The sequence below is a fragment of the Edaphobacter sp. FHG110511_03 genome (assembly GCF_059115365.1).
The window spans coordinates 1040784-1065444 of the sequence record NZ_JBZYWL010000001.1; the positions used below are offsets into that span (position 1 = coordinate 1040784).

Genomic DNA, 24661 nt, shown 5'->3' on the forward strand with positions numbered 1-24661 from the left:
GCGTTATTTTTTTTGCGCAAGATTCTGCATAGTCTCTCGCTGTTGAGCCCCCGAATTGTTCCGATTTGGGAATCTTTGAAATCGCAGGGGACTCTTTCTGCCATTCCTCATCTGTTCGCGAGTCGAGTTGCATTTTTCATGATTTAGAGTGCATCTTTTTGCGTGTTCCAAAGCAACTTCTTTCCCGTTGACTGTCCTGTAAGCCGTGTAGCAACTTACAGATACATTGCAATACTCGGGACTAAAGGGGCCCCTTCATGCGTAAGATTCTTTCTGCTTTGGTATTGATTCTCGGTCTGGCTGCCGCTCCACTCGCAGCTCATGCTTCGTCTGTCACGTACGATCTCACCCTCACAAACGTTATCGGCAACGTCTCTGGAGGAACGGGTTCCTTCACGATCGACGGTTCGCCCAACGGCTTCTTCAAGGAATTCTCACAGTACGGAGCCTCCGGCAGCGCGCTTACGAACCTGAGCTTCAGCATTGGCGGCGATACCTTCGGCCTCGCCAACTCCATCGGGAACGCTTCCGTGGATTTCCTTCTGGGCTCCCTCGTCAGCGTCAATTATGTAGGTTCGCTTAACAACAGCATTACGATTTCGCTGACCTCGGGTCTGCTCGGCTATACGTATATCGACGCGGTCGGTCATGAAATTTCCAGCGGGTTCATCTCCGCATCGCGCAGCACCGCGGTAGCACCTGAGCCTTCGACTCTGCTTCTGTTCAGCACAGGGGCTCTCGGATTTGCAGCCTTTGGCGCACGCAAATTCGTAGCGTAGAAGAAATCCGGTACCTGCTAGGACGCGTGAGCTCGTCCTCGCAGGAACCCTTTTTCAACTTTTGTTCCTGCGATTCGATCAGCCAGTCGTTCCGTGCTGAGATACCATCCAAACCAGGATGACGACTCAAACAAACGATGGCCGCAGCTCATCAGGGCCCATACTGACCTTTCTGCTCGCGTTACTGCTTGGAGCTGCCATCCTTGCACTCTTTCTGCGCCATGCGACCTCTGGTTTCATGGCGCATATCGCCGATCGCATCGCCGGACGCAGCACGACGTTCGATACCTCGGTTCCAGCCATAGTTCAACGTATTCAGCGCCTCAACAGGCTTGAGACGGTTGTGTACTCCATGGACACGATCGTGGAAGGCTCCAAATCGAGCGCGGTTCTTCCAGACCTGCTGGCAGGAGACCGAATCCTTCTGGTGGTTCACGGTCAGGCGATTGCGGGAATCGATCTGGCGAAACTAAAGCCTGAAGACATTCAAATTACGGAAAAGAACGGAGTGCGCGATATTCACGTGATGCTTCCAGCTTCGCAGCTGTTTGCAACCACACTGGATAATCAGCACACCCGTGTTTATGCCCGCTCCACGGGCATTCTTGTTCCTGTGGATCAGAACCTGGAATCGGAGACGCGGGTAAAGGCTGAACAGCAATTGCAGCAAACCGCGCTATCGGATGGAATCCTCGATGCAGCGCGAAAGAATGCGCGGGCGACAGTCACAACGCTGCTTTACAGCCTTGGCTTCCAAAAAGTAGATGTGAGCTAACGAATGCCTGGCGGAAGCTTCCGAAGCACCTCTGTTGGGTCGCGCCGTTCTGCCAGCGATCTTCAACCTGCGCTATCATCCTTGCATGAAGTCCGCCAACACTGAGGATTCTGTCGTCTCTGCCTTGAAGAATCTCCCCTTCCCTGAGGGGGAGGAAGAATCGGCTCTCATCAAGACCATCGGATGGGTTTCAGCCGGTCTTGGCGCGGTTGCGCTCGGCCTGTTCATCGGTCGCGAGCTTCGCCAGCGCTACAAGTTCAATCGCCGCACTCCCTATGATTTCTATTCCCACTCCGGGGATGAGCAGGACGTGGACTTTGGTCTCGGGGTTTAGTGTTCCAGACAAGTTCGTAGAGGCCTGAAGATCACACCTACCTGGTTCCCGCTCGTGGAAAAAGCCAGAGTTCCAACTTAAATCACGTTCTAGTTGCAGGGATCCGTTCCCCGGAAGTGACTCCCCTTGATACAGTAAGGAGACACCCGGGCCCCAAAAAACTGATCTTCGGCCGAATGTAGCGATTGCTCCTTCGGTCTGACCGTGGTGTTGCGCAGGTACTCCAGTTGAGCAGCCGGCCTGAACGCAAAGCTACTTTTCGGCTTCCTATGTCCCTCTCGCTCGGCGGAAGCCTGCTTCTGCGTCTCGCCCTTGCTGCATTCATTTTCGTCTCGGCGATTCCCAAAGCGGGTGCCCAGCAGTTCAGCTTTCTTCATTACGGACAGGATGAGGGCCTTCGCAATCTGGATGTCTTCGGGGTGGTCGAGGACAACTCCGGCCTGTTGTGGCTGGCCACGGAGAATGGCTTGTTCCGCTATGATGGCGCGCGGTTTCAACGTTTTGGACCGAAGGAGGGTATCGGAGAGTCCCTGGTACTGGGGTTGCACAAAGATGCATCCGGACGCATATGGGTGGCTACGAACGATCATCTCTATCAGTTCGATGGAACTCGCTTTGTCGCGATTCCTCTCGGGACCTCCACCATGCAATTCGGTGCAGGTCAGCCGATCAGCTCCATCGATCCGGAGCATATTCTCTTCCTGGCACGCGGTTCGTTGATGTTGATCTCCAGGATCGGAGAACAAAAGGGTCAGCCTGTATGGAGGGCGGCGCCTTTCTTCGACTCGCAGGAGGGCATTGCAAACCCGGTTCTCTCCAAGATCCATAGCGTTTTCATATCAAAGAATCAGGATTCAACGCATGATCTCTGGCTTGGCTGTGGCGACGCCATCTGCCGGATTCGGAGACCGCTGGAGGCAAAGCAGGCCCAACGTGTCGAGGTCTTTTCCAGCTCTCAAGGAATCCCCGCAGATTCCTGGACCTGTCTCTTTGAAGATCGGGAGGGAACCTTATGGGCCCGGAGCCGGAGTCACGTCCGTGTCCTTATACGTGGCGAAGCGACCTTCCGCTCCAGGGATATTCCGTCCCACGATGGGCTCAACACCTACCGTGGAGCGGGCATTCTCACCATGGTGGAAGATCCGCGGGGAGCGGTTCTCACGCAGACGAATCGCGGCCTTGCCCGATGGGAGCGATCTTCCTGGAGGATCTTCGACGCCGCCAACGGCATCGACTTCAAGGATGTCAGCGCGATCCTGTTCGATCGCCATGGCGTTCCATGGTTCTCCACTCGAGGGCATGGAATCGTGCGCTGGGAGGGTTATGGCGAGGTGGAGAATTGGACCATTGCGCAGGGGCTACACGATGATGTCGTCTGGCCCATCTTTCGCGACAGCCACCATCATCTCTGGATTGCCGATCAGTTCCAGATCAACCGCCTCGATGACACAGGGCGGATGCTCAGCACCCCGAAGCTCTTCCGTGGACTGCCGATCCTGCACGGTACCGGCTTTGCGGAGTCCACGGATGCCTCTCTCTGGGTTTTCACGCTCAGTGGCGAGGTCTACCACACCGATCCCGCCCTCGAACACATCGTGTTTCGGTCAAGACTCCCGAGTCTGGCCCGCGTCTTCACCGATTCCTCGCATCGGATCTGGATTATGTCGCGCAACGGCCTCTACGTTGTCCACGACCCGGATCGGTCCGCCATCGACAAAGTTGCCGGTCCGATGCTTTCCAGCGATGCTTTTGCGGATGCCACGGAGAGCCCTGACCACGATCTCTGGTTCTTAGCTGACAACCATCTTTACCGGCTCTCGCACAAAAGTGGCCGCTTCAGCAGAATTGTGCTCGACGATGCGGCGACTCGAGGCCAGATGCGCAACATCGCGGCAGCATCGGATGGGACGCTGTGGATTGGAGGAGGAATCTCCGCGTTGGTTCACCTGCGTGTCGAGGGCAATCGCATTCGCACGCTGGACTCGATTACACCGCCCAACCTTGCCTCGAACAACGTCCAGATTGTGCGTCTGGACACACGCGGATGGCTTTGGGTGGGCACCGATCTCGGCGTGAATGTGTTTGATGGAGTGAAATGGCGCCTGCTCACACGCCGTGATGGTCTCATCTCGAACGACACGGATGAGGGGGCCTTCCTTGCGGAACCGGACGGATCCGTGTGGATCGGCGCCAACGGCGGAGCGATTCATCTGTTGCACCCCGAGCATCTCTTTTCTTCCGCCCCGCTGGACGTTCGCTTCACTTCGGCAAATCTGGGAACACAACCTCTTGACCTGGAATCGACGACTCTGACCTCGTGGCAGGATGCCTCCCTCAACATCGCATTCACGTCGCTGAACTTAGCCCGCGAAGGCTCGGTGCACTTCCGTTACCGCCTTACCGGGATGGAGTTCGACTGGAATGAGACCACATCGCACACGCTGCACTATCCAGCAATCGCCCCTGGGGACTATCGCTTCGAGCTTCAGGCGATTGACCCTGACCAGCAGAAGCAATCGAAGATCCTCTCGCTGCGTTTTACCGTCCGGCCGCCATGGTGGAGAACCCGCGCCATGTACCTGCTGCTTGGCATTCTCTCGTTCGTGGCTTCGATCGTCGTCTGGCACTGGCGGGAGCGCCGCCTTCTTCACCGCCAGCGCATGCTGCGCCAACTGGTGGCGCAGCGAACGCGCGAACTGGAGGCAGAGAAGGCAGAGCTGGTCGCAGTACGGGAGGCTCTCAGCCACCAGGCCACCCGAGATGCCCTGACCGGAATCTGGAACCGCTCCGCGATTATCGACATCCTGATCCGCGAGATGGATCGCGCGCGGCGCACGGGGACCTCGCTGGCTGTCGTGCTCGCCGATATCGATCACTTCAAGCAGATCAACGACACGTTGGGGCATCTGGCGGGGGATTCCATCCTGAGGGATGTAGCTTCGCGGATGCTTCATAACATTCGTCCGTATGATTTCATCGGGCGCTATGGCGGCGAGGAGTTCCTTATCGTTCTGCCAAGCCTGCCCTTTCGCGATCCGCACACCCGGCTCGATCAGCTCGTGAGGGCGATTTCCAGCGAGCCTTTTTTGTTCGAGGGCAAACCAATGCGTGTCACGTCGAGCTTCGGAACGACCTGGTACGATCCCAGCATCGCTGTCGTCGAAGAACTTATCCGCCGCGCGGATGAGGCTCTTTATCGCGCCAAGGCCGACGGACGCGACCGGGTCGTTTTCTATGAAGAGCTAGAAGATGACTGACGGCAGGCGGAGCAGTCTCTCTGCCTGTTCGCGGAAGAGCTGCGATGCCCGAGCTGGTTTATTGCCCCCCGGATTGGGGAGGCGTTGCGGCAAAGGCCGTGACGGTTCCTTTTTCCGGATCGAGGTCGCAGGTAAATCGGAAATCCGTCCAGCCCTTCGGCGTGCGGTATTGGCCAGAGCCGGTAAGTCTCTGATTGCTCTCAAGGATGAGTGTCTCAGGCGCTGATGTGCCTAGAAAGACGCGATCGGCGCCCGGCGCCTTCTTCTTCCAGTACGCTGTCGCCGCAGGCCGACACAGGATCTCGGCAACTTTCTTCGAGTTGCTCCACTCACTGGCTACCTTGCGGTCGGCCTCGGAGTGCAGAGCCGCGATCTTCCGGTTCACGACCGTTGTTTGCGTCGCGGAGAGCGCGGGTTCAGGCGGTGCCTGCGCGGTGGCAGGTATTGCAGCGTACGCAAGGAGAGCCGTGGCCAGTGCGAGGACTCTGCTGATTCGAGCAGCCATTCCGTTGTCTCTTTTCTTCTCCGGAGAGATCGACCTTGCCCTGCCTTGAATCACAGGAAGACTAACAGCATCCGGCCTGGAACCTGACGCCTCTCATTTACGATAGTCATCGATGATGAAACCAGCTTTTCTCTTTCCCGGGCAGGGCTCACAGGCAGTGGGCATGGGGCGCGACCTCTACGATAACTTTCCGTCTGCGCGTTCTCTGTTTGAAGAAGCAGACTCTGCGTTGGGGTTTCCGTTGACGAAGCTTATTTTCGGGGGTCCCGAAGATCAGCTGAAGCTGACCGAGCACACACAGCCCGCGATCCTCACCGTCTCGGTTGCAGTTACGAGGTTGCTCTCGGAACGAGGCGTTACGGCCACACTCGCGGCTGGCCATTCTCTTGGCGAGTACTCCGCGCATGTTGCGGCGGGCACTCTCAGCTTCTCTGACGCGGTACGCACGGTTCGCGCACGCGGGCGCTATATGCAGCAGGCCGTTCCGGCGGGACAGGGAGCGATGGCCGCGATTCTCGGCCTTCCCGAGGCCCAAATCGCAGAGCTGTGCGCTCAGGCCTCCGATGAGAACACGGTTGCTCCACCTGCTCCGGTAAATCCCGATGCTCCTAACCCCGAAGCGGCGGCTGCTGCCAATGCGGGCACGCCCTCGGCGGCAGCGGCGACCAACCCTGAGGCGACACGAGCCCAGATGGCGCGCTCCATCGTCTCCCCGGCAAATCTGAACTCGCCGGAGCAGACTGTCATCTCCGGCTCGTCCGCGGCGGTTCACCGGGCCGCGGAACTGTGCAAGGAGGCCGGGGCCAAGCGAACGGTGATGCTCCAGGTCAGCGCTCCCTTCCATTGCGCGCTCATGCAGCCCGCACAAGATCTTCTTGCCACCGATCTTGAAGGGATTGCGTTCAACGATGCTGTTTTCCCTATCGCGACAAACGTTGACGCCCGTCTGGTCACGCGCGGACCCGACGCTCGTGACTGTCTTGTCCGCCAGGTAACCGGTGCGGTTCGCTGGGTGGAGTGCATTCGCCTCCTCGCCGCACAGGGAACGACCCACTTTATCGAGGTGGGTCCAGGAAAGGTGCTTACCGGTCTTAATCGGCAGATTCTTGGCAGGGATTCCGCGATTCCTTCGCTTAACGTTGAGGATTCGGCTTCGCTCGAAAAGACGCTTGCTGCGCTGAGCTAAAGGTTCGAGTCATTCAGGCGGTGCAGATCGTTGCTCAAATTCCTCGCATCGTAGCGGCCGGCCTTGTGCTGTTCACTGGCTTTGCCGGATTGCGTGCGGAGACAATGGCTCCTGTTGCCACTTACAAGGTCATTGCGAAATATCCACACTCGACGTCAAGCTATACCGAGGGTTTCTTCTTTCTCGACGGGCTCTTCTACGAGGGCACCGGGCGTGAAGGCCACTCGGCGCTGATGGCGAGTACGCCCGAGAACGGGAAAACTCTTCAACGGCTCGATCTGCCCCCGCAATACTTCGGCGAAGGGATCGTCGATTGGGGCTCGGAGATCTACGAGTGGACATGGCAATCTCACGTCTGCTTCGTCTATGACCGCTTCAGCCTGCGTCCCGTTCGTCAGCTTACGTATAGCGGTGAAGGCTGGGGCATGACTCGCACCGACAAAGAGATCATCACCAGCGACGGCACTGCGACCCTGCGCTTTCGCAATCCCAGGACATTTGAAGAGACGCGCCACATCGTCGTCAGGGACGGCTCGAAATCTGTGTCCCAGCTTAACGAGCTCGAATATATCAAGGGAGAGATCTATGCCAACGTCTGGCATTCGGACCGCATCGCCCGCATCTCTCCACACGATGGGCACGTCATCGGCTGGATCGACCTGACCGGGATTCTTCCGGAGGATCAGAAGATCGATGCAGAATCGGTGCTGAATGGTATCGCCTACGACGCACAGCACGATCGGCTGTTTGTTACGGGCAAACAGTGGCCCGCGATCTTCGAGATTCGAATCGTCAATCGGCCACCTATGGCCACAAAGCCAGTAAACCGTTAAGCTTGCTAAAAGAAAGTGGAGGCAATAGAGATGACACCGGGCGACCTCGTAGAAGACTTTACGCTGCAGAATCAGGACGGCAAGGACGTCTCTCTCTCCGACTTCAAGAAGTCGCCGGTGGTGCTCTTCTTCTATCCGCGTGCCGACACACCGGGCTGCACTATTGAGTCGTGCGGCTTTCGGGATGCCTTCGAAAAATTTCAAAAGGCGGGCATCGTCGTGCTGGGAATCTCGCGCGACACCGTCAAGGACCAGAAGAAGTTCAAGGACAAGTATGACCTTCCCTACGATCTTCTTGCCGATCCCGATATGGTGTTGATCAATCGCTACGATCTGATCAAGCCGAAGAACATGTACGGCAAGCTGGTGAAAGGCGTGAAGCGGACGACCTACCTTGTAGGCCCGGATACAGGCAAAGGCCAGCGTCTCATCCATGTCTTCGAAGAGGTCAAGCCTGAAGGCCATGCGGAAGAGGTGCTGGCTCTGTTGAAAAAACAGAAGGGCTAGACGCTTCAGTAATCCAGATCGTCCATCGAGGGTGCCCAACCGAGGTCGCGTTCCGAGGTGATCTGCCACTTGCCATCGGCCCGGACCAGTTGAAGCTGGGAGGGGATAAACCACTCGGAGACGGTTCGGCCGTTCTGCTGCACACTATAGTGCTTCACCAGGCTTACCTTTGCGCTTGTGTCGCCTTTGCGTGTCAGGTTCACTCGCTCCATCTTCACCATCCAGTCCCCCTTTCGCTTGTCGATGGATGACTGCTTGTCGGCCAATACCTGATCCCGGCTGACATCGTGACGAAGGAAGTATCGCGCGACCGGATCGGCATAGAACGCAGCCTGCGCGGCAGCGTCGCGGGAACGCAGCGCGAGCTCCCAATCTTTCACCACTGCCGCCGGATCTTCATCCGAGACGGGTTCTTTCGTGGCAGGCGTCTCCACCGCGAGCTGTGCTGGAGGAGCTTGCGGCAGGGCCACCGGAGGCTGCCGTACCTGTGCCGTGGCGACCTTCTCTTCCAGCTGACGGGGCAGATAGAGCCAGGCGGCCGGGGCGACAACGAGAACGAGGATAGCGGCCACCCATGCGCTCCACTTCAGCCGCCGGGACTTCTTTTCGTCCTCTTCGGACCCTGAGTCATCCAGCAACGTATTGGAGGAACGGGGCGACAAAATCTCCGTTGCCCGGAGAGGCTCTTGCCGGGGAGGCTTCGACAAGACAACGCCTGGCCGCGCTATCGCGATTGCTGCCGGCTGTCGAGGCGTGGCCAGGCCCGCAGGTCTGGGCTCAGCAGGTTTGGGTTGAACTGCCATTGTTTGCGGTGCGGGCTTTGGCTGCTTCTCTTCGGAAGGCAGGGCTTCTTTTACCGCTGGCTGGAGTTGAGCAGTCACAACTTCTGGCTGGATCTTCTTCGAAGACTCTGCAGTGGCCGGCGGCTGAGGCTCGGCGACTATCGGTTCGAGCGTGGCGATAGCTGCGGACGGTGCATTTTCCTTGAGCTCTTCCGCCCGAGGCTCGCGGGCACGATGCACCGCCACAGCGGGCGATTCCACTGGTTCAGGCTCTGGCTGTATCGCTACCTCTGGAGCCTTCGCTTCGGGAACTTCTTCGGGGATTGCTTCGACGGACCCATCCTCCGTCTGGGAAGAGGTCGCTGACGGCTCTAGCTCGCTGGAAAGGGTATCCTCGAAAGCTTCAGCCGTGGCGCTCGAGAACCCTGCTTCCTCACTAAATGGTGCGCCCGGCAAGGTCTCGGAATGAGCAGGGGCTACTGGTTCCGCAGAGACAGGGGTCTTTTCCTGAGTGGGCGTGAGCCACCGATCCACTCCCAGCTGCGATCTCAAGTCTTCGAAGACGCGATCGAGCTTCGCCTGTACCACGCTATCCTGCGGGGTATTTCCCAGAAACGCAGACGCCTGGAAGTTGACGTCCGCATCGATCGTGGTTACGCCGTCCTCCGCGTTGACGTCAATGACAGTTCGGTCGCGGCGATTGATTCCACGAGGCGACGGGCCTAACCCGAAGAGCGTGATCCTCGTGCCCTCACGGACGATATCCTTCGATACCGAACGAAGACAAACTTCCAATACCCCCAAAACATGCTCCGGATTCTGACCCGGAATCCGTTTCATCGTTTGAAATCTCAAGAGGCCCTCTTTACCAAGACAGAATGTGTTCCGGAATTTCAGACATCAAGCGTGCATGAACAATAAATCGTTTTGGCGCTCCCTGACATAGTCCAGTTGGGTGACAGGGAACGCGTGAGACGGGATTTGTCTCGAGCGTCCAATATCTACTCTCTCAGGAGAGACGATCTCCGTCGAATGGGGGCGGATCGGTCCCGGTACGGCCTGTCATTGGTATCTCTATGACCTGCTTCGACGTCCCCGGAGCGAAGAGACGCATCCGGGCCGTAAAGTATGACAGCATAGAGCTATGGCTGATGGTGAGAGTCGAACGCCCGCGCGAGCTGGGGATGCCTTTCGCTCGCGCAACTTCCGGCTTTATCAGAGCGCGAGGCTGATGGCGATCGTAGGGGCCGAAGCGCAGTCGGTTGCAGTCGCATGGCAGGTCTACCAGATCACGCACTCCGCTCTCGACCTTGGACTTACCGGTCTTGCCTTATTTCTTCCCGGCCTGATCTTCATGCTGGCAGCCGGACATGCGGCGGATCGCTACGATCGCCGCAAGATTATCCTGCTCTGCTACGGTCTCCAGGCTGTCTGTACGGCCGTCCTGCTCTGGCTTTCTTTCAGTTCGTGGGCGCTGGCGGGAGGACGCATCTGGCCTATTTACGCGGTGCTGGTCGGCATCGGCATGGGAAGGGCCTTCAGCGGCCCGGCCTCCAGCGCGCTGCTTCCCAGCCTTGTCCCCAAGGACCACTTCGTCAACGCCGTGACCTGGGGCGCGACGATCTACCAGATCGCCAATATGTCCGGTCCCGCCGTCGGCGGCGTGCTCTTTACGCTTCCTCTTTCAGGGGTATTGGAGCGATGGCGCGGTGCTCCCGTGGTTTATATGCTGACCCTGGTCATGCTCACGGGATTTATTGTTCTTATCGGCATGATCCGTCCTGAGCCTGTCGAAAGAAAGGCAACCTCTTTCAATGCAAAGACCTTGCTTGCCGGTCTGGAATATGTCTGGCGCACTAAGCTTCTGCTAGGCTCCATCTCCCTGGACCTCTTTGCGGTCATGCTGGGTGGGGCGGTGGCGCTGCTTCCCATCTTTGCGACCGAGATCCTGCACGCCGGGCCTCGCGGCCTGGGCCTTCTCCGAGCCATGCCCAGCATGGGCGCATTGATCGTCTCGCTGCTGCTGGTGATAAGACCGATCAAACGCCGCGCCGGAGTCACGATGCTGACCTGCGTCGCCATCTATGGCGTCGCAACCATCGTCTTCGGCCTGTCCCGGAACCTTTGGCTGAGCCTGGCGGCGCTTCTGGTCACGGGGGCCAGCGACATGGTCAGCGTGGTGGTCCGTTCGAGCATGCTGCAGCTTGCCACGCCGCCTGAGATGCGCGGACGCGTCAGCGCCGTCAACTGGCTTTTTGTGGGAGCCTCCAACGAGTTTGGCGAGTTCGAGAGCGGCGTTACCGCGAGCTGGTGGGGAGCAGTGCCCGCAGTCATCGTAGGAGGCATCGCCTCGCTGATTGTCACCGGCTCCGCCTCAGTGCTCTTTCCCAGGCTCCGTCGCGCTGACGCTCTTACCGTCGAATCCCTGATGGAAGCCAACCGGGAGTTGAGCACAGCCGAGCCGATCGACTAAAGTACACCCCAGCGCACAAAGGTAAGAATTCCGGAGGGATAAGGCGAATGCAGAGCGGAGCAAAATGGGCAATCGGGGGAACCCTGCTGGTGTTCGTGGTGGCCGGGGTGCGAGTCGGGATGATCTACCGGGAGCGCAATGCGCCGGAGAAGTCAGTTGCCGCGCCTGTACGCGAGAAGATCGCTGATGACGACCTGGTCTTCCTCAAGAAGAAGCGCCAGTCCTCCATGGCCGACGCGAGAGAGCTAAACGGCTCATCTCTATGGATCTCTGCCGGCGGCCAGATGGACTACTACCCTGCCAACGGAAAACATGTGGATTACGCGAAGACCATCGGCACGCTGCTTGGAGCGCAGAAGCTCGAGGTGAAGGATTTTGTCGAGCAGGTCGCTCCAAAGTCGGCTACTCATCGGATTCCCGGTGGCGACCGGCAGGTTCTGATGCTCTTTACCCTGCCCGGTTCGGACGCTCCGACGAAGCAATATGGTGTTCCTGTCGGCTATCACGAGTCAGGTCAATACACCTTCTATCTGGACGAGATCTTCTTCTACGACGATCCTCATGAGCTGTATAAGCACTGGGGGCCGGAGATCTGGAAGGCCATCGATTCCCACCAGGTCATCCTCGGGATGAGCGAACGGGAGACGCAACTGGCTTTAGGGCAGGTCAGCAAGAGCGTCAGCAACGAATATGGCAACCGCCTGGTTGTTTACGCGAACTTAGGCAAGCCTCTCGCCGTAACGTTTGTTAACAACAAGGCGACTGCCTTCCGGCCCGATCAGGGCTTCTAGCAGCGGGGGCCGATCGCCATGGCGGGTCCATGCCCGTCCGGAGGAGATCGCGATGACGACAACCGCAATCCGGCAGTCCCCGTGGATGCGTTCAGTCCTTTATGTCCTTTGTTTTATTGCAGCTGCGGCCGCGTTGCGTCGTATCGTCGCCCTTCTGATCGTCCAGACTGCGACTCGGGCAGGGCAGTACGGCGATCTCGACGCGGGCTTTGCGGCCCGCAAAGCACTCACCCTCGCGCATGTCATTCCAGCGCTGATTTTTGTGCTGTTGCTGCCGTTCTGGTTTTCGGTGCGACTGCGCGTCAAGGAGGCTCTGCACCGCCGCATCAGCTGGGCGTTGTTCCTGCTTGGTTTCATCGTGGGGCTCACCGCAATTCCGATGGTCGCGTCACCTGTTGGCGGGGTGACGGAGCTCTCCGCCATTATCGTATTCGATGGAATCTTTCTCTTCTCGTTCCTGCGAGCGCTGACGCTCTTTCTGAGGCACAACCTGTACTACCGGGAGTGGATGATGCGAGGGATCGCCGTCCTTTTGGGGATCGCAACCACGCGACCGGTCATGGGCGTCTTTTTCGCCACGGCGCGTCTTACGCATCTTGAACCCCGGCAGTTCTTCGGTATCGCCTTCTGGATTGGATTTGGTGTCACCTACGCTGCCGGCGAGTGGTACCTTCATCGCCATCCGATGGAGTTGAACCCGGCAGTCTGAGCTCAGCCTGTATTTCGCAGTCCGGCGCTGATGCCGTTGATCGTCGCGGAGATGGCACGGTTCAGCTCCGGCGAATCCGCTTCACCGTTCGCTGCGGCGGCACGCTTGCGGCGGATCAGCTCCACCTGCAACAGGCTCATCGGATCGACGTAGGGATTGCGCAGTCGAATCGAGCGCTCAAGCACGGCATTGGTTTCGAGGAGGCGCTGCTGCCCTGTGACCGCGAGAACCATCTTCTGGGTCAGGTCGAACTCCGTCTTCAGCGTCGTGTAGACCCGGTCGCGCAGCGCAGCATCCTCTACCAGAGCAGCGTACAGTCGAGCGATTCCGAAGTCGGACTTCGCCAACGCCATCTCGACGTTGCGAATGATGTCGACGAAGAGAGGGAAGTCGCGGGCCATGGAACGAAGCTGCTCGATGCCATCCGGATTTTCGTGGACGAATTTGTCCAGTGCGTGTCCGACTCCAAACCAGGCGGGCACCAGCTGCCGGGACTGCATCCATCCGAAGACCCAGGGGATTGCGCGCAGATCAGCCATCGTTCTTTTGCCCGTGCGCTTGGCAGGACGAGAGCCGATGCGGGCATTTTCCAGCTCCGCCACCGGGGTAGCCTGTTCAAAGTAGGTGAAGGTCTCGGGATTGTCGATGATGTGTTGGCGATAGAAGGCGTAGGAGGTTTCGGAAAGCCGCTCCATCGCGGTCTCCCATGACGGTGTAATTTCACCTGTCAGGTGGGGAGTCTCCGCGCCTTTCTGCAGCGTTGCGTCCGGCCTGGCCAGGGCATCGAGGGAGGCGGCGATCATCAGCTCCAGATTGCGTTCCGCCAGAACGACGTCGGAGTACTTCCAGTTCAGCACCTCACCCTGCTCCGTAAGCCGCAGCTCGCCTGAGAAGCTATCGACCGGCTGCGCGAAGATGGCGCGATGGGTTGGACCCCCGCCGCGTCCGACGGTTCCGCCGCGGCCATGGAACAGGCGCAGCGTCACTCCGCACTCCGCGGCGACACGATGCAGATCGCGATGCGCCTTCCAGATCTGCCAGGTGCTCGTGATCATGCCGCCGTCCTTGTTGGAGTCCGAGTAGCCCAGCATGATCTCCTGTCGGTATCCCCACGACTTCAGCAACGGCTGAAAGGCTTCGCTTGACCATAGCCGGCGCATGATCTCCGGAGCGTTCTCAAGGTCTTCGATCGATTCGAACAGCGGCACGGGCTGCAGGCCGGGATCATCACCGTCGGTTTCAACACGAACGCCGCCTAATCTCGCAAGCCAGAGCACGTGCAACACATCTTCCGCGCTGGTCGCTCCGCTGATTACGTACTGACGGATCGCTTCGGGAGGAAATTTGCGCTTCAGTTCCGCGATCGCACGGAAGGTCTCGAGCACCTCCGCCGTCTGGGGAGACAGGGCGGCGGGCAGACGCAACGTCGAACAGTCTGCGCTTGTTTCCGCACAGCCGGCGATCTCCGCCACGGCGGCAGCGTGGACACGGGCGTGCTGGCGGATATCCAGGGTCTGCAGGTGCAGTCCATAGGTCCGCACCTCGATCAGCAGCGGATCAATCAGCATCTCGACCAGTCGCTCGCCCCGGTTCTCCATGAGGCTGGATCGCAGGACCGTAAGATCGGACAGCAACTCCGCGGCCTGGGTATAAGGGGCCAGGGCAGGACTCGAGGGGAGCGGCACCGAACTCTGTGGCGTGCCCCCAAGCCGCATCAGGATGCATGCAATCAGCAAGCGTAGATATTCAAAGTGAAAACGCTCTTCAAGTGCCGTCTGGCCCGCCGTGCGGAGCTGCGTAAGGTAACGCTCCAGCAACGCCAGAAGATCCTGAGAGACGGGAACCTGCTGGGTCGAGCTTCCCAACTGCTCGAAGACATTCTGCAGTCTGCGGCGGTAATGATTCAGGAGCAGGGAGTGGGCCATCGCCAGCGACTCTTTGGTGGTCTCAGGGGTCACGAAGGGATTTCCGTCGCGGTCGCCCCCGATCCAGGAGCCAAAGCGGATAAGTTGCGGAAGCTCCGCAATGGGGATCTTTTCGTCGGGATACTCGGCCTCGATCGCCGCCGCAACCTCCGTGTAGAGAACCGGCAAGGTATCGAAGAGCGAGGCCTCGTAGTAATCGAGCGCCATGCGGATTTCGTCGCGCACGGTGGGCCGCGCGCTGCGAACATCATCGGTCTGCCAGAGTGCTGTGATCTCGCCCGTTACCTCGCGCTCCAGAGCGTCAAGCTCCTCTTCCGGCACGGCGATGCGGTCCAACCGTTCCAGAAGATCGGAGATGCGCCTGCGCTTGAACATGACCGATCGACGCGCCACCTCTGTTGGGTGTGCCGTGAAGACGGGCGTGATCGAGATTCTTTCCAGTGTTGCCAAAGCCCGTTTCGCATCGAATCCTGCCTCACGCAGCCTGCGCAGGGTTCCCCTCAGGTCGCCGCGCTGTGGAGGAGCAACGTTCAATTGACTGGAACGCCGACGTCGCTTGCGATGATTGGTCTCGGCGAGATTGATCAACTCAAAGTAGAAGCTGAAGGCGCGTGCAAGCTGATAGGCGCGTGTCAGGTTGTCGGCGTGATTGTGAACCCCGCCCAGTGACTGCTGAAGGTGCCCGGCGGCGGCGGTGGTGTCGCCCGCGGCATCGGCTTCGCGTCGTGCAATCGCCGTACGGCGAAGCTCTTCGACCGCGTCATACAGGGCGTCGCCGGACTGTTCCTTCAACACCTCGCCAAGCAGCATGCCCAGCGAACGCACGTCCCGACGCAGAGGAGCTTCTTTCAGTTCACCTGTTGAAGCAAGAAGTTCGGAGAGACGTTGCGGCCAGTTTGAAGGAGTCCAGAGCGACGACATGTCTTGATTATGCACTGCTAGGCATATCGTCTGCAGTCTCGCAGGAAGGCGCGTGTTTACATCACCAGCGCCAGCCGCTCGAATTCTTCCTGCATCTGGTCCACTGCGTAACCCGCAGACTCCAGACGCGAGGCCGTGGACCGTGCCGCGGGACTCGATACGCCATACCCTCGCGCTGCGAGGTAATTGCTAATGACATCGGCAGCCTGCCAGGAGTCCAGGTGCGCATGCAACAACTCCTCGCGCAAACCTGCGAGATCGGCAGCCGAAAACTTCTCTATTCCGCTTGGACCAGCTGTCGTCATTGTCTTTCCTCCCGCGAAACTGCCGCGAATCAAACCTCACACATTAGACGCTGTTCATCACGCAAGGATGCGCGTCTTCTGACAAAGCTATACGTATGAGGCACCCACAAAAGTTCCACCGGCGACAATTGTCAGAGTTCTGTCACGCTTTGGTTTCATCCTTGCTTTCGCCGTTGCTTTAGACACTCTATCTGTTGTTTCAAATTACTCGGCGCTTCTCCTCACGGGATAGCAATTCGTCGGCTGGATCTGCGATGAGTTCCTGGTCGCGATACCATGAAGAGGTATGAAGAATCTTCCTCATGTACTGGATGGCTTGGCCATCGCCTCCGAGATCAAGGCCGAGGTCGCCCACGAGGTCGCCGATCTCTCCGCCCGCGGCGTTCGTCCGGGTCTTGCCGTCATTCTGGTCGGCGAGGTTCCCGCTTCGCAGATCTATGTTCGCAGCAAGGTGAAGACCTGCGGGGAGCTTGGCATCTTCAGCGAGATGCTGACTCCTCCCGAGAGCATTACGACGGAGGAGATGCTGGCTCTGGTCGCCGACCTGAACGCCCGCGAGGATATTGACGGCATCCTGATCCAGCTGCCTCTTCCGAAGCACGTGGACACCAAGCGCCTGCTTGAGGCGGTTTCGCCCGATAAAGACGTTGATGGCTTCCATCCGGTCAACGCCGGACGCCTGCAGAGCGGTCAGCCCGGTCTTGCACCCTGTACGCCTGCCGGCATCATCGAGATCCTTCGTCGCAGCGGGCTTCCCATCTCTGGCCAAAATGCCGTGGTGGTTGGCCGTTCCGACATCGTCGGCAAACCTGTTGCACTGATGCTGCTGAACGAGTCCGCTACGGTCACGGTCTGCCACAGCAAGACCCGCGACCTTCCCGCAGTGACCCGTAACGCCGATATCCTCGTCGCGGCGATCGGCCGTCCCGGCTACGTCACCGCTGAGATGGTCAAGCCTGGAGCAATCCTGATCGACGTTGGCATCAATCGCCTCACTGATCCGGCAGAGGTACAGCGATTCTTTCCTGGCGACGCAGAACGTGCCGCAACCTTTGCCAAGCGCGGCTCAGTTATCGTCGGCGATATCGACCCGGCAGCCTTCGCTATCTCAGGAGCCTACACTCCTGTTCCCGGTGGGGTGGGGGCCCTTACCATCGCAATGCTGATGCACAATACTGTGAAGGCGGCGAAGCTTCGCCGCGGCATCCTGCCCAAGGGGCGTTGAACTATGCTACGCGTTGGCCTTACCGGAGGATTGGGTAGCGGAAAGTCCACTGCTGCGGATCTCTTCGCGCAGCATGGAGCTCATATTCTCGAGGCGGACGCCATCGGCCGCGAGATGATGCAGACTGGCCACGCCGTCTACGTCGCTATCGTCGAACATTTCGGTTCCAGTGTTCTGTTGCCCGACGGGCAGCTCGACCGCAGTGCCCTTGCGCGCATCTCCTTCACGGAAGGCCGCGTAGAGGAGCTGAACGCCATCGTTCACCCGGCCGTGATTGCCCGTCAGGCGGAGATTGCGCAGCAGATCTTCCTCCAGGACCTTAACGCCGTAGTGATCGTCGAATCCGCTCTTCTCTTTGAGACCCGGCATAACGAGACCCTGCACACCGAGTTGCAGGGCGCAGAGAGAACGCAAAACGAAGAACCGCTTGCCCCCTGGCGAAGCCGCTTCGACTGCATCATCCTGGTCGCAGCTCCGGATAATGTAAAGATCGAACGCTATCTGCAGCGTGTGGCCTCCGGTTCAGGGCTCTCTCCAGAACGGCGCGCCGAGCTAACTGCCGATGCGCGTCGACGTCTTGCTCAGCAGATTCCGGACGAGCGCAAGGTTCCACTCAGCGATTTTGTCCTTGTGAATGACTGTGAACTTGCTGAATTGGAACGGCAGATCGACGAGCTATGGCCGCTGCTTCAGTTCGCCTCGGCGTTGAATCATAAACATTAAGACCCGTCTGCCGATTGAGTGGGCCTTCGATTCTCCGTTCCCGGGAAAGTCCGTGAGAGAAAAATTAGCATCTCAACTGCTTTCAGCTGCCAACTCCGCGTGTAGCTGCCTCGTGCATGACTCGTTACAATTAACTGGCATCGCTTTATTGCGTGGTCACGATGGTAAAACCCAGGAAACTTACGATGAAATTACGTCCCGTTCTGCTTGTTGTACTGCTCCTCTCCGGCTTCTATTACGTGACGACACACTCGTCGTCCACCGGAAGGCTCTTCCCCTGGCTGCAACATGAACACGCGCCCAACTCGAATCTCTCTACGAACATGACCTCCGTGAATGGTCCGGGGGGGAACTTCCAATTGACGGAAGCGGCAGCTGCACCTGCCTTCGACACCGAGGAGCAGCAGAACATCGGCGTCTACAAGAAGGCGCTTCCTTCCGTCGTCAACATCACCTCCACCGAGGTCGCGTTCGATTTCTTCTACGGCCCGGTCCCTCAGCAGGGGCAGGGCTCCGGTTTCGTTCTGACGAAAGAGGGACTGATCCTCACCAACAACCACGTCATCGGCAACGCGCAGCGGCTCGAAGTGATGCTGTCGGACAAGCATAAATACAAGGCGCGCGTTCTGGCAGTCGACAAGAACCACGACCTGGCCCTTATCAAGATTGACGCTCCCAGCCTTACCCCGGTCACGCTGTCGGATTCGCGTAACCTCGTGGTGGGTCAGCGCGTCTACGCCATCGGCAACCCCTTTGGGCTCAACGGCACTATGACGCGCGGCATTATCTCGGCCATTCGCTCCATCCGAGGCCCGCAGGGCAACCCCATTGAGGACGCCATCCAGACCGACGCCGCAGTGAATCCTGGCAACTCCGGCGGACCTCTGCTCAATTCCCGCGGCGAGGTCATCGGCATCACCACCATGATCGCCAGCAATGGGGCGGATCAGAGCTCAGGCATCGGCTTTGCCATTCCCATCAACACGGCGCGGGCCATGCTCGACGACTACGCGAAGTACGGCTATGTCCGGCGGCCGACACTCGACATCGTCACTCTTCCCATAGGCCCCGACATCGCCGAACAGATCGGCCTTCCCGCCGACTACGGCATCCTGATCGAGCGTGTTCTTCCCGGTGGAGCGGCGGAAAAGGCCGGGCTTCACGGAGGCAATCAGAAGGCTTACCAGGGCAACATCCCGGTCATGCTGGGTGGCGATCTCATCATTGCGATGGATGGCGCGGAGATCACGAGTCCGCAGGATCTCTCCGCTGCCATGAACTCCCATCGCGCCGGCGATACGGTTACCGTGACGATCTTCCGCGGCCGCAAACGAATGGAGATCAAGGTCACACTCGGGGATGCCCGTGACCAGCAGGACCCTCGCGGTTCCCAGAGCACCTAATCCTTGTTCTACAGCGGCAGGTATCGCCGTCCCACTACGCGATACCTGCCGCTAAGGACAAGCGAGATCGCCTCCGGATAGGCGATATGCTCCTGTTCGAGAATTCTTGCCGACAGCGTCTCGACGTTGTCCTCGTCGCGTACGGGAACGATCTTCTGCAGCACAATCACGCCATGATCCACGGCTTCATCGACAAAATGGACCGTGCATCCCGCGATCTTTGCGCCGTACTCGAAAGCCTGGTGCTGCGCGTCCAGCCCGGGAAATGCGGGCAGCAGGGATGGGTGGATGTTCAGGATGCGATTCGGGAAGGCCTCGACGAAGGCAGGAGTAATAATCCGCATATAGCCAGCGAGGCAGACCAGATCGACGCCGTTGTCGGTCAACGCGGCGATCATGCGGGTATCGTGCTCTTCACGTGCAGCTTGGCCCTTGCCCTCCTGCGGAATTGCCATCGCCGTTAATCCGAGAGACCGTGCTGCTTCCAGGCCGCCTGCATCCGGTTTATTCGAGATCACCACGGTTATCTCGGCGCCGGGAATCCGCCCATCCGTAATCGCGCGGTGAATCGCAAGGAAGTTGGAGCCTCTGCCTGAAAGAAGAATGCCTAGTCTGTGCAAGTGTTTTCCCTTATTCGATCTTTTCAGAGTCAATTCTAAGCGCGTGGCATATGGCCTGTGACGGACTTCAGGATTCCTTCCCATAGACGTTCGAGTGGTGTATGCTCTCTCCCATAGACATTCGAGTGGAGAAGATCTCTTGCCCCGTTTGAAAAAAACCACTGATGCCGAGATGCTCCAGGGAACCCTGGACATGCTTATCCTGAAGACGCTGGTTATGGGCCCTGCCCACGGCCATACAATCGCCCACGTTATTGAACACAGCTCTGAAGAGATTCTGCAGGTCGAGCAGGGTTCACTCTATCCCGCCCTGCATCGCCTTGAAGATCGAGGCTGGCTCTCCTCTTCCTGGGGTGTCAGCGAGAACAACCGCAAGGCAAAGTTCTACAAGCTGACCGTCGCGGGAAAGAAGCAACTTGCAGCCGAGACCACTCGATGGCGCCAGATCGCCCGAGCCATCGGTCTGGTCATGGGGGAGGGGTAGCCATGGGCCTTCTCCGGTTCTTTCAACGTCGTTACCGCGACGAGGAACTTCGACGCGAGATTGAGGAGCATCTCGCCTTTGAGCGGGATCTGAACCTCTCTCGCGGCCTGGACCCGGCGGAGGCGAGGCGACAGGCTTATCTTAAGTTCGGTTCCCCGCGCAGGGTGCGTGAGGAGGTTTGGGAGCGAGACAGCTTCGTGCCCTTCGAGAGATTCCTCCGCGATATTCGCTATGCCTTCCGCACTCTTCTCCGTTCCCCCGGATACACCCTTATGGCCGTGCTTACCCTGGGACTTGGTATCGGAGCGAATACAGCCATCTTTACTGTCATCAATGGCGTGCTCCTGCGTCCGTTGCCTTATGCTCAGCCGGATCAGGTGGTTCATCTGCAGCAGAAAGCCTCTCGAATCGGGCCAGACCCGATTGGCTTCTCGGTCCAGGAGGTTCAGGACTATCGCGAGCAGTCCCGGGACTTCTCCGATCTGGCCGAGTATCACTCCATGACCTTCAATCTGCTGGGAACCAAGGTGCCGGAACGCGTTGTCACGGGGGTCGTTTCCGCGAACTACTTCAACGTGCTTGGCGTAAAGCCTGGGCTGGGGCGCCTGATCACACCCGCCGACGAGACTCTAAGCGCGCCTCCGGTTCTCGTACTGAGCTATGCGTATTGGATCAAGGAGTTCGGCGCGGATCCAAAGATCCTCGGCCGCGCGTTTACCATGAACGACCGCGTTCACACCGTAATCGGTGTGCTGTCTCCTGTTCCCGATTATCCGGATGCGAACGATGTCTACATGCCCACAACATCCTGCCCGTTCCGATCCAGTGCGGGTATGATCTCGAACCGCGACGCCCGCGTGTTGACGGTTCTCGCTCGACTCAAGCCCGGCATCTCCGCCTCGCAGGCACAGAATAATCTCGCGACCGTTGCGGCACGGCTTGCACTTGCTTATCCGAAATCGTATCCGGCAGCGGCGGGATTTGCCGTCGAAGTAGCTCCGGTCCAGCACCAGCTTACCCATGCCGCTCGCCCTACCTTCCTGATGCTGCTTGGAGCGGCAGCGTTGGTGCTTCTGCTGGCGTGCGCCAACCTGGCAAATCTCGCACTCTCCCGCCAGCTTCGCCGTTCGCGCGAGATGGCGATTCGCCTCGCGTCGGGAGCTACTCCGTGGGACATTCTGCGGCAGCTTCTTACGGAGAGCCTGGTCGTCGCGCTTTCAGGGGGAGTTCTCGGGCTTGCGATCGCCGCCTTCAGCCTCAAGCTCCTGGTCTCCTATGCTGCTCGCTTGACCGTGCTTTCGGGAGAGATCCGTATCGATGGCCGGGTACTACTCTTCGGCCTTGCCATCTCCCTGCTTACGGGCGTTCTCTTCGGGGCGTTCCCTGGGTTTATCGCCAGCCGCAGCAAGCTCGCCCTTCTTGCAGGATCAGACGAGCGCGCTGCTGGAAGTGAGACCGGAACCCGCACGCGCAACCTGCTGGTCGCCGCACAGGTTGCCTTCTCCTTTGTTCTGCTGGTATGCGCGGGGTTGATGATCCGCAGCTTGTATAACCTTCTCTCGGTCGATCCTGGGTTCAAGACGGCAAATGTCCTCTCGATGGACATCCCCCTCAACTGGACTCGATACTCGGACCTCGCTACGCAGAATACCTTCTTCAACCGAATCCTCGAACGCGCCAGGCAGGTTGCCGGCACCGAGACCGTGGCCATGAGCAGCGTCGTCCCACTTAACAGCGATCGGGGCGGAATGAACAGCGGCGTCCTGATCGAAGGCCATCCACTTCGTCCGGGAGAGCCTTTGCCCCAGGTCAATCACGAACTCGTTACTCCTGATTACTTCCGTCTATTGGGTGTGCCCCTGCTCTCCGGGCGTGCCTTCAACGAGGCTGACAGCCGCGACGCTGCCCCCGTGGCCATCGTGAATGCCCAGATGGCCATGCGCTTCTGGCCGAAGCAGGATCCCATTGGCCGTCATCTCTCCGATGACGCCGGCAAGACGTGGGCGACCGTAGTCGGAGTTGTCAGCAACGCTCATCAATACGGACTCACCCGCGACTTCGTAGACGGAGTCTATTTTCCTCAGGCCCAGGTCACCTTTATGGGCGATCCCCATCTACTCGTCCGGACCCGCAACGATCCTGACCGTGTCTCCCACCAGATCGCTGCGATCATCCACCAAATTGATCCGCAGCAGCCAGTCACCGATATCCGTACGCTTGACCAGTTGCGAAGCGCTCAGCTGGGAACGCCGCGCGTAACCTCGATCCTTCTTGGAGTCTTTGCCGGCGTGGCCCTCTTCATCACCATCGTGGGAGTGACAGGAACCCTTGGCCTGAGCGTCTCCCGCAGGACTCGTGAGATCGGGATTCGGATCGCGCTTGGCGCAAGCCGCGAGGAGATCCTGCTTAATGTGCTCAAGCGCGGCATGGCTCCTGTGCTTGCAGGAATCGTGGTCGGCTCGCTCGCCGCCATTCTGTCGACCCGGCTGTTGTCCACGATGCTCTTTGCTATCGAACCCAACGACCGGCCCACGCTGGTGGCTATCGCGCTGCTTCTTGGTCTCGTTGCATTGGTTGGATGTGTGATTCCCGGACGCCGGGCTACACGCATCGATCCCATCAAGGCGCTTCGCACGGAATAGGGTCGCCTCTTTCGAGGAGATCCATTACTCTCCGGAGCTTGGAGCTCCGGAGAGTACGATCGGCGCCGTTGGTGTGCTCGAGCCTTCCGCTTTCTCGATGGTGATCCCGAACGCCTTCGCGGCCACCCCTACGGGAAGCGGCGGCAGCACTACGCTGGCGTCGCCGCTCTTGTCCGGCTGGAAAAGTCCTGCGGGAATCGGCGCATTTCCATTTGCGGGAATCAGCCAGAGCTCGTAGGTCTTGCCCTCGGGAAGGCTCTTCAGATTGTTTCCCTGGAAGATCAGCTCTCCACGATCGGCGAGATAGATCGCGTGTCCGGTCGGCTCTATTGGCGTCTTGCTGGCTTTCAGGGTGACTCGCTGTGCCGAGGGCGCCATCAACAGATTCAAGACACGCTGCGAGTGGACGTTTTCCTCAGTCGACTTCGCAACTTCCAGAGACTGCCGCTGCAACTGCTCATGCAGCGTGTTGATCTTCATCCCCATCCACGCAGTTCCGACCGCCAGCGCGGCTGCAATCGCCCACGGAACCCATGGAGTCTTTGCGGGAGTCTTCGCGGAAGAGATTGTTACCGGCGCAGCGGGGGAGACGGCAGGCAGGCCCTCGGCAGCAATGCTATCCATGAAGCGCTGCTTCGCCTGCGTGGGAACAGGCTGCTGCTCGATACCCAGGGCAAGCCCGGTCAGATCGCTCGCGATTGCATTCAGCTCCTGACGGCATTCGGCGCAGGTCTGCAGGTGGGCGCGTACAGCGTCCAGCTCTTCGCCGCGAAGCGTCTGCATCGCGTAAAGAGCGAGATCCTCCAGCGAGATATGATTGCCGCCGTTCATGCCTGCAATGCCTTTCGTAAACTCATCAACGCCAGTCGAATCCTGGTCTTTACCGTTCCCAGAGGATCGCCGGTGCGTTCGGAGATCTCCGTCTGAGTCAAACCCTCAAAGTATGCCAACTCCAACGCATTTCTCTGCTCTTGTGGGAGCGATGTCAGCACGATCCTGACCTTCTGCATCATCGCACCTCGCTCCACCTCCGAAGCGAGATCTTCTTTCGATGAGATCGGATAATCCTCTATCGATTCCGTCGGACGCCTGCGTCTCAGCACATCGATGGCTCGGTTACGCGTGACGACCAGCAACCATGCACCCAGCGATCCTCGGCTCGGCAGGAATGATCCAGGATTTCGCCACAACTGAAAGAACACATCCTGCAATAAATCTTCTGCGCGGCCCGTATCCCTTAAGACGCGCAGTGCGACGGAGTACACCAGTCCCCCATATCGATCGAAGAGATTGGCCATCGCCTGTTGGTCCGTTTCGCCGACGCGTCTCAACAGCGACTCGTCACTTTCGTGAGAGTCATTCCCGGCCTTCAGCGGCCGCAGGGACTGAGATGCGTCATTGGAAGAACGCCGGGGAAGGCCCGTCGGATTGTCGTGAGAGTCCATCATCGACAAAAGATTTCTGCATTGCGAGTACAGACAG

Annotated in this window: 22 protein-coding genes; 15 read left to right on the plus strand and 7 right to left on the minus strand. The window is 59.0% G+C overall.

Annotated features, from left to right (window positions below; all coding sequences use genetic code 11):
• Positions 1 to 257 precede the first annotated feature (257 nt).
• The 4 genes from AC5S26_RS04165 to AC5S26_RS04180 all read left to right on the plus strand — a co-directional run bounded on the left by AC5S26_RS04165 (position 258) and on the right by AC5S26_RS04180 (position 5145).
• Positions 258 to 779, plus strand: coding sequence for a PEP-CTERM sorting domain-containing protein (locus AC5S26_RS04165; RefSeq protein WP_494183589.1), 522 nt, complete (start codon positions 258 to 260; stop codon positions 777 to 779).
• Between the two features lie 118 nt (positions 780 to 897).
• Positions 898 to 1554 carry a DUF4230 domain-containing protein gene (locus tag AC5S26_RS04170; protein WP_494183590.1) on the plus strand — a complete coding sequence of 219 codons (657 nt, stop codon included), beginning with the start codon at positions 898 to 900 and terminating at the stop codon, positions 1552 to 1554.
• 34 nt (positions 1555 to 1588) lie between these two features.
• Positions 1589 to 1888, plus strand: a complete 300-nt coding sequence (locus AC5S26_RS04175) for a hypothetical protein (protein WP_494183591.1) — start codon at positions 1589 to 1591, stop codon at positions 1886 to 1888.
• 185 nt (positions 1889 to 2073) lie between these two features.
• Positions 2074 to 5145, plus strand: a complete 3072-nt coding sequence (locus AC5S26_RS04180; protein WP_494183592.1) for a ligand-binding sensor domain-containing diguanylate cyclase — start codon at positions 2074 to 2076, stop codon at positions 5143 to 5145.
• Between the two features lie 58 nt (positions 5146 to 5203).
• Here AC5S26_RS04180 and AC5S26_RS04185 read toward each other — a convergent pair whose 3' ends face one another.
• Entirely contained in the window at positions 5204 to 5650 is a 447-nt protein-coding gene (locus AC5S26_RS04185) for a hypothetical protein (protein WP_494183593.1), read from the minus strand.
• A gap of 112 nt (positions 5651 to 5762) precedes the next feature.
• On the opposite strand from AC5S26_RS04185, the gene AC5S26_RS04190 reads away from it, so the two are divergent.
• The 3 genes from AC5S26_RS04190 to AC5S26_RS04200 are packed head-to-tail and all read left to right on the plus strand — an operon-like array spanning position 5763 to position 8176.
• A complete protein-coding gene (locus AC5S26_RS04190) occupies positions 5763 to 6836 on the plus strand; it encodes an ACP S-malonyltransferase (protein ID WP_494183594.1) in 1074 nt (357 codons plus the stop codon).
• Between the two features lie 20 nt (positions 6837 to 6856).
• A complete protein-coding gene (locus AC5S26_RS04195; protein ID WP_494183595.1) occupies positions 6857 to 7669 on the plus strand; it encodes a glutaminyl-peptide cyclotransferase in 813 nt (270 codons plus the stop codon).
• A 30-nt stretch (positions 7670 to 7699) separates the two neighbouring features.
• On the plus strand, positions 7700 to 8176 hold the full coding sequence (locus AC5S26_RS04200; protein WP_494183596.1) for a peroxiredoxin: 477 nt from the start codon (positions 7700 to 7702) through the stop codon (positions 8174 to 8176).
• Positions 8177 to 8181: 5 nt separating this feature from the next.
• Here the strand turns inward: AC5S26_RS04200 and AC5S26_RS04205 are convergent, their stop codons facing one another.
• On the minus strand, positions 8182 to 9798 hold the full coding sequence (locus AC5S26_RS04205) for a hypothetical protein (protein ID WP_494183597.1): 1617 nt from the start codon (positions 9796 to 9798) through the stop codon (positions 8182 to 8184).
• Positions 9799 to 10102: 304 nt separating this feature from the next.
• Between AC5S26_RS04205 and AC5S26_RS04210 the strand changes: the two genes are divergently transcribed.
• Genes AC5S26_RS04210 through AC5S26_RS04220 form a run of 3 tightly spaced genes read left to right on the plus strand, consistent with a single transcriptional unit; the run spans position 10103 to position 12931 of the window.
• Positions 10103 to 11431, plus strand: coding sequence for an MFS transporter (locus AC5S26_RS04210; RefSeq protein WP_494183598.1), 1329 nt, complete (start codon positions 10103 to 10105; stop codon positions 11429 to 11431).
• Between the two features lie 47 nt (positions 11432 to 11478).
• The gene (locus tag AC5S26_RS04215; protein WP_494183599.1) at positions 11479 to 12222 is read left to right on the plus strand and encodes a hypothetical protein; all 744 of its coding nucleotides are present in this window, start codon (positions 11479 to 11481) and stop codon (positions 12220 to 12222) included.
• Between the two features lie 52 nt (positions 12223 to 12274).
• The gene (locus AC5S26_RS04220; protein WP_494183600.1) at positions 12275 to 12931 is read left to right on the plus strand and encodes a DUF2306 domain-containing protein; all 657 of its coding nucleotides are present in this window, start codon (positions 12275 to 12277) and stop codon (positions 12929 to 12931) included.
• Between the two features lie 2 nt (positions 12932 to 12933).
• Here AC5S26_RS04220 and ppc read toward each other — a convergent pair whose 3' ends face one another.
• Positions 12934 to 15777 (minus strand): phosphoenolpyruvate carboxylase, encoded by a 2844-nt coding sequence (gene ppc, locus AC5S26_RS04225; protein WP_494184602.1) that lies wholly within the window; start codon positions 15775 to 15777, stop codon positions 12934 to 12936.
• A 56-nt stretch (positions 15778 to 15833) separates the two neighbouring features.
• Positions 15834 to 16082, minus strand: coding sequence for a hypothetical protein (locus tag AC5S26_RS04230; RefSeq protein ID WP_494183601.1), 249 nt, complete (start codon positions 16080 to 16082; stop codon positions 15834 to 15836).
• 286 nt (positions 16083 to 16368) lie between these two features.
• Between AC5S26_RS04230 and AC5S26_RS04235 the strand changes: the two genes are divergently transcribed.
• The 3 genes from AC5S26_RS04235 to AC5S26_RS04245 all read left to right on the plus strand — a co-directional run bounded on the left by AC5S26_RS04235 (position 16369) and on the right by AC5S26_RS04245 (position 19433).
• Positions 16369 to 17307 (plus strand): bifunctional 5,10-methylenetetrahydrofolate dehydrogenase/5,10-methenyltetrahydrofolate cyclohydrolase, encoded by a 939-nt coding sequence (locus AC5S26_RS04235; RefSeq protein ID WP_494183602.1) that lies wholly within the window; start codon positions 16369 to 16371, stop codon positions 17305 to 17307.
• A gap of 3 nt (positions 17308 to 17310) precedes the next feature.
• Complete coding sequence (gene coaE / locus AC5S26_RS04240; RefSeq protein WP_494183603.1) at positions 17311 to 18030, plus strand: dephospho-CoA kinase; 720 nt, start codon at positions 17311 to 17313, stop codon at positions 18028 to 18030.
• Positions 18031 to 18215: 185 nt separating this feature from the next.
• The gene (locus AC5S26_RS04245; RefSeq protein WP_494183604.1) at positions 18216 to 19433 is read left to right on the plus strand and encodes a S1C family serine protease; all 1218 of its coding nucleotides are present in this window, start codon (positions 18216 to 18218) and stop codon (positions 19431 to 19433) included.
• A gap of 8 nt (positions 19434 to 19441) precedes the next feature.
• Here AC5S26_RS04245 and purN read toward each other — a convergent pair whose 3' ends face one another.
• Complete coding sequence (gene purN, locus AC5S26_RS04250) at positions 19442 to 20053, minus strand: phosphoribosylglycinamide formyltransferase (protein WP_494183605.1); 612 nt, start codon at positions 20051 to 20053, stop codon at positions 19442 to 19444.
• A 172-nt stretch (positions 20054 to 20225) separates the two neighbouring features.
• Between purN and AC5S26_RS04255 the strand changes: the two genes are divergently transcribed.
• Both AC5S26_RS04255 and AC5S26_RS04260 read left to right on the plus strand, forming a co-directional pair.
• Entirely contained in the window at positions 20226 to 20537 is a 312-nt protein-coding gene (locus AC5S26_RS04255; RefSeq protein ID WP_494184603.1) for a PadR family transcriptional regulator, read from the plus strand.
• A gap of 2 nt (positions 20538 to 20539) precedes the next feature.
• Positions 20540 to 23179 carry an ABC transporter permease gene (locus AC5S26_RS04260; RefSeq protein ID WP_494183606.1) on the plus strand — a complete coding sequence of 880 codons (2640 nt, stop codon included), beginning with the start codon at positions 20540 to 20542 and terminating at the stop codon, positions 23177 to 23179.
• Between the two features lie 24 nt (positions 23180 to 23203).
• On the opposite strand, the gene AC5S26_RS04265 is transcribed toward AC5S26_RS04260, so the two are convergent.
• Both AC5S26_RS04265 and AC5S26_RS04270 read right to left on the minus strand, forming a co-directional pair.
• Positions 23204 to 24010: an anti-sigma factor gene (locus AC5S26_RS04265; protein WP_494183607.1), complete on the minus strand. Its 807-nt coding sequence runs from the start codon at positions 24008 to 24010 to the stop codon at positions 23204 to 23206.
• Positions 24007 to 24627, minus strand: coding sequence for a sigma-70 family RNA polymerase sigma factor (locus AC5S26_RS04270; RefSeq protein WP_494183608.1), 621 nt, complete (start codon positions 24625 to 24627; stop codon positions 24007 to 24009). The genes AC5S26_RS04265 and AC5S26_RS04270 overlap by 4 nt, the downstream gene beginning before the upstream one ends.
• Positions 24628 to 24661 lie beyond the last annotated feature (34 nt).

Excerpts from the sequence above, each read along its gene's own strand:
- AC5S26_RS04200 (WP_494183596.1), top strand. The coding sequence starts at position 7,700 with ATGACACCGGGCGACCTCGTAGAAGACTTTACGCTGCAGAATCAGGAC.
- AC5S26_RS04235 (WP_494183602.1), top strand. The coding sequence starts at position 16,369 with ATGAAGAATCTTCCTCATGTACTGGATGGCTTGGCCATCGCCTCCGAG.
- AC5S26_RS04270 (WP_494183608.1), bottom strand. The coding sequence starts at position 24,627 with ATGATGGACTCTCACGACAATCCGACGGGCCTTCCCCGGCGTTCTTCC.
- AC5S26_RS04230 (WP_494183601.1), bottom strand. The coding sequence starts at position 16,082 with ATGACGACAGCTGGTCCAAGCGGAATAGAGAAGTTTTCGGCTGCCGAT.
- AC5S26_RS04220 (WP_494183600.1), top strand. The coding sequence starts at position 12,275 with ATGACGACAACCGCAATCCGGCAGTCCCCGTGGATGCGTTCAGTCCTT.
- AC5S26_RS04190 (WP_494183594.1), top strand. The coding sequence starts at position 5,763 with ATGATGAAACCAGCTTTTCTCTTTCCCGGGCAGGGCTCACAGGCAGTG.
- AC5S26_RS04265 (WP_494183607.1), bottom strand. The coding sequence starts at position 24,010 with ATGAACGGCGGCAATCATATCTCGCTGGAGGATCTCGCTCTTTACGCG.
- AC5S26_RS04260 (WP_494183606.1), top strand. The coding sequence starts at position 20,540 with ATGGGCCTTCTCCGGTTCTTTCAACGTCGTTACCGCGACGAGGAACTT.
- AC5S26_RS04255 (WP_494184603.1), top strand. The coding sequence starts at position 20,226 with ATGCTCCAGGGAACCCTGGACATGCTTATCCTGAAGACGCTGGTTATG.
- AC5S26_RS04205 (WP_494183597.1), bottom strand. The coding sequence starts at position 9,798 with ATGAAACGGATTCCGGGTCAGAATCCGGAGCATGTTTTGGGGGTATTG.
- AC5S26_RS04245 (WP_494183604.1), top strand. The coding sequence starts at position 18,216 with ATGAAATTACGTCCCGTTCTGCTTGTTGTACTGCTCCTCTCCGGCTTC.
- AC5S26_RS04215 (WP_494183599.1), top strand. The coding sequence starts at position 11,479 with ATGCAGAGCGGAGCAAAATGGGCAATCGGGGGAACCCTGCTGGTGTTC.
- AC5S26_RS04185 (WP_494183593.1), bottom strand. The coding sequence starts at position 5,650 with ATGGCTGCTCGAATCAGCAGAGTCCTCGCACTGGCCACGGCTCTCCTT.
- AC5S26_RS04210 (WP_494183598.1), top strand. The coding sequence starts at position 10,103 with ATGGCTGATGGTGAGAGTCGAACGCCCGCGCGAGCTGGGGATGCCTTT.
- AC5S26_RS04165 (WP_494183589.1), top strand. The coding sequence starts at position 258 with ATGCGTAAGATTCTTTCTGCTTTGGTATTGATTCTCGGTCTGGCTGCC.
- coaE (WP_494183603.1), top strand. The coding sequence starts at position 17,311 with ATGCTACGCGTTGGCCTTACCGGAGGATTGGGTAGCGGAAAGTCCACT.
- ppc (WP_494184602.1), bottom strand. The coding sequence starts at position 15,777 with ATGTCGTCGCTCTGGACTCCTTCAAACTGGCCGCAACGTCTCTCCGAA.
- AC5S26_RS04170 (WP_494183590.1), top strand. The coding sequence starts at position 898 with ATGACGACTCAAACAAACGATGGCCGCAGCTCATCAGGGCCCATACTG.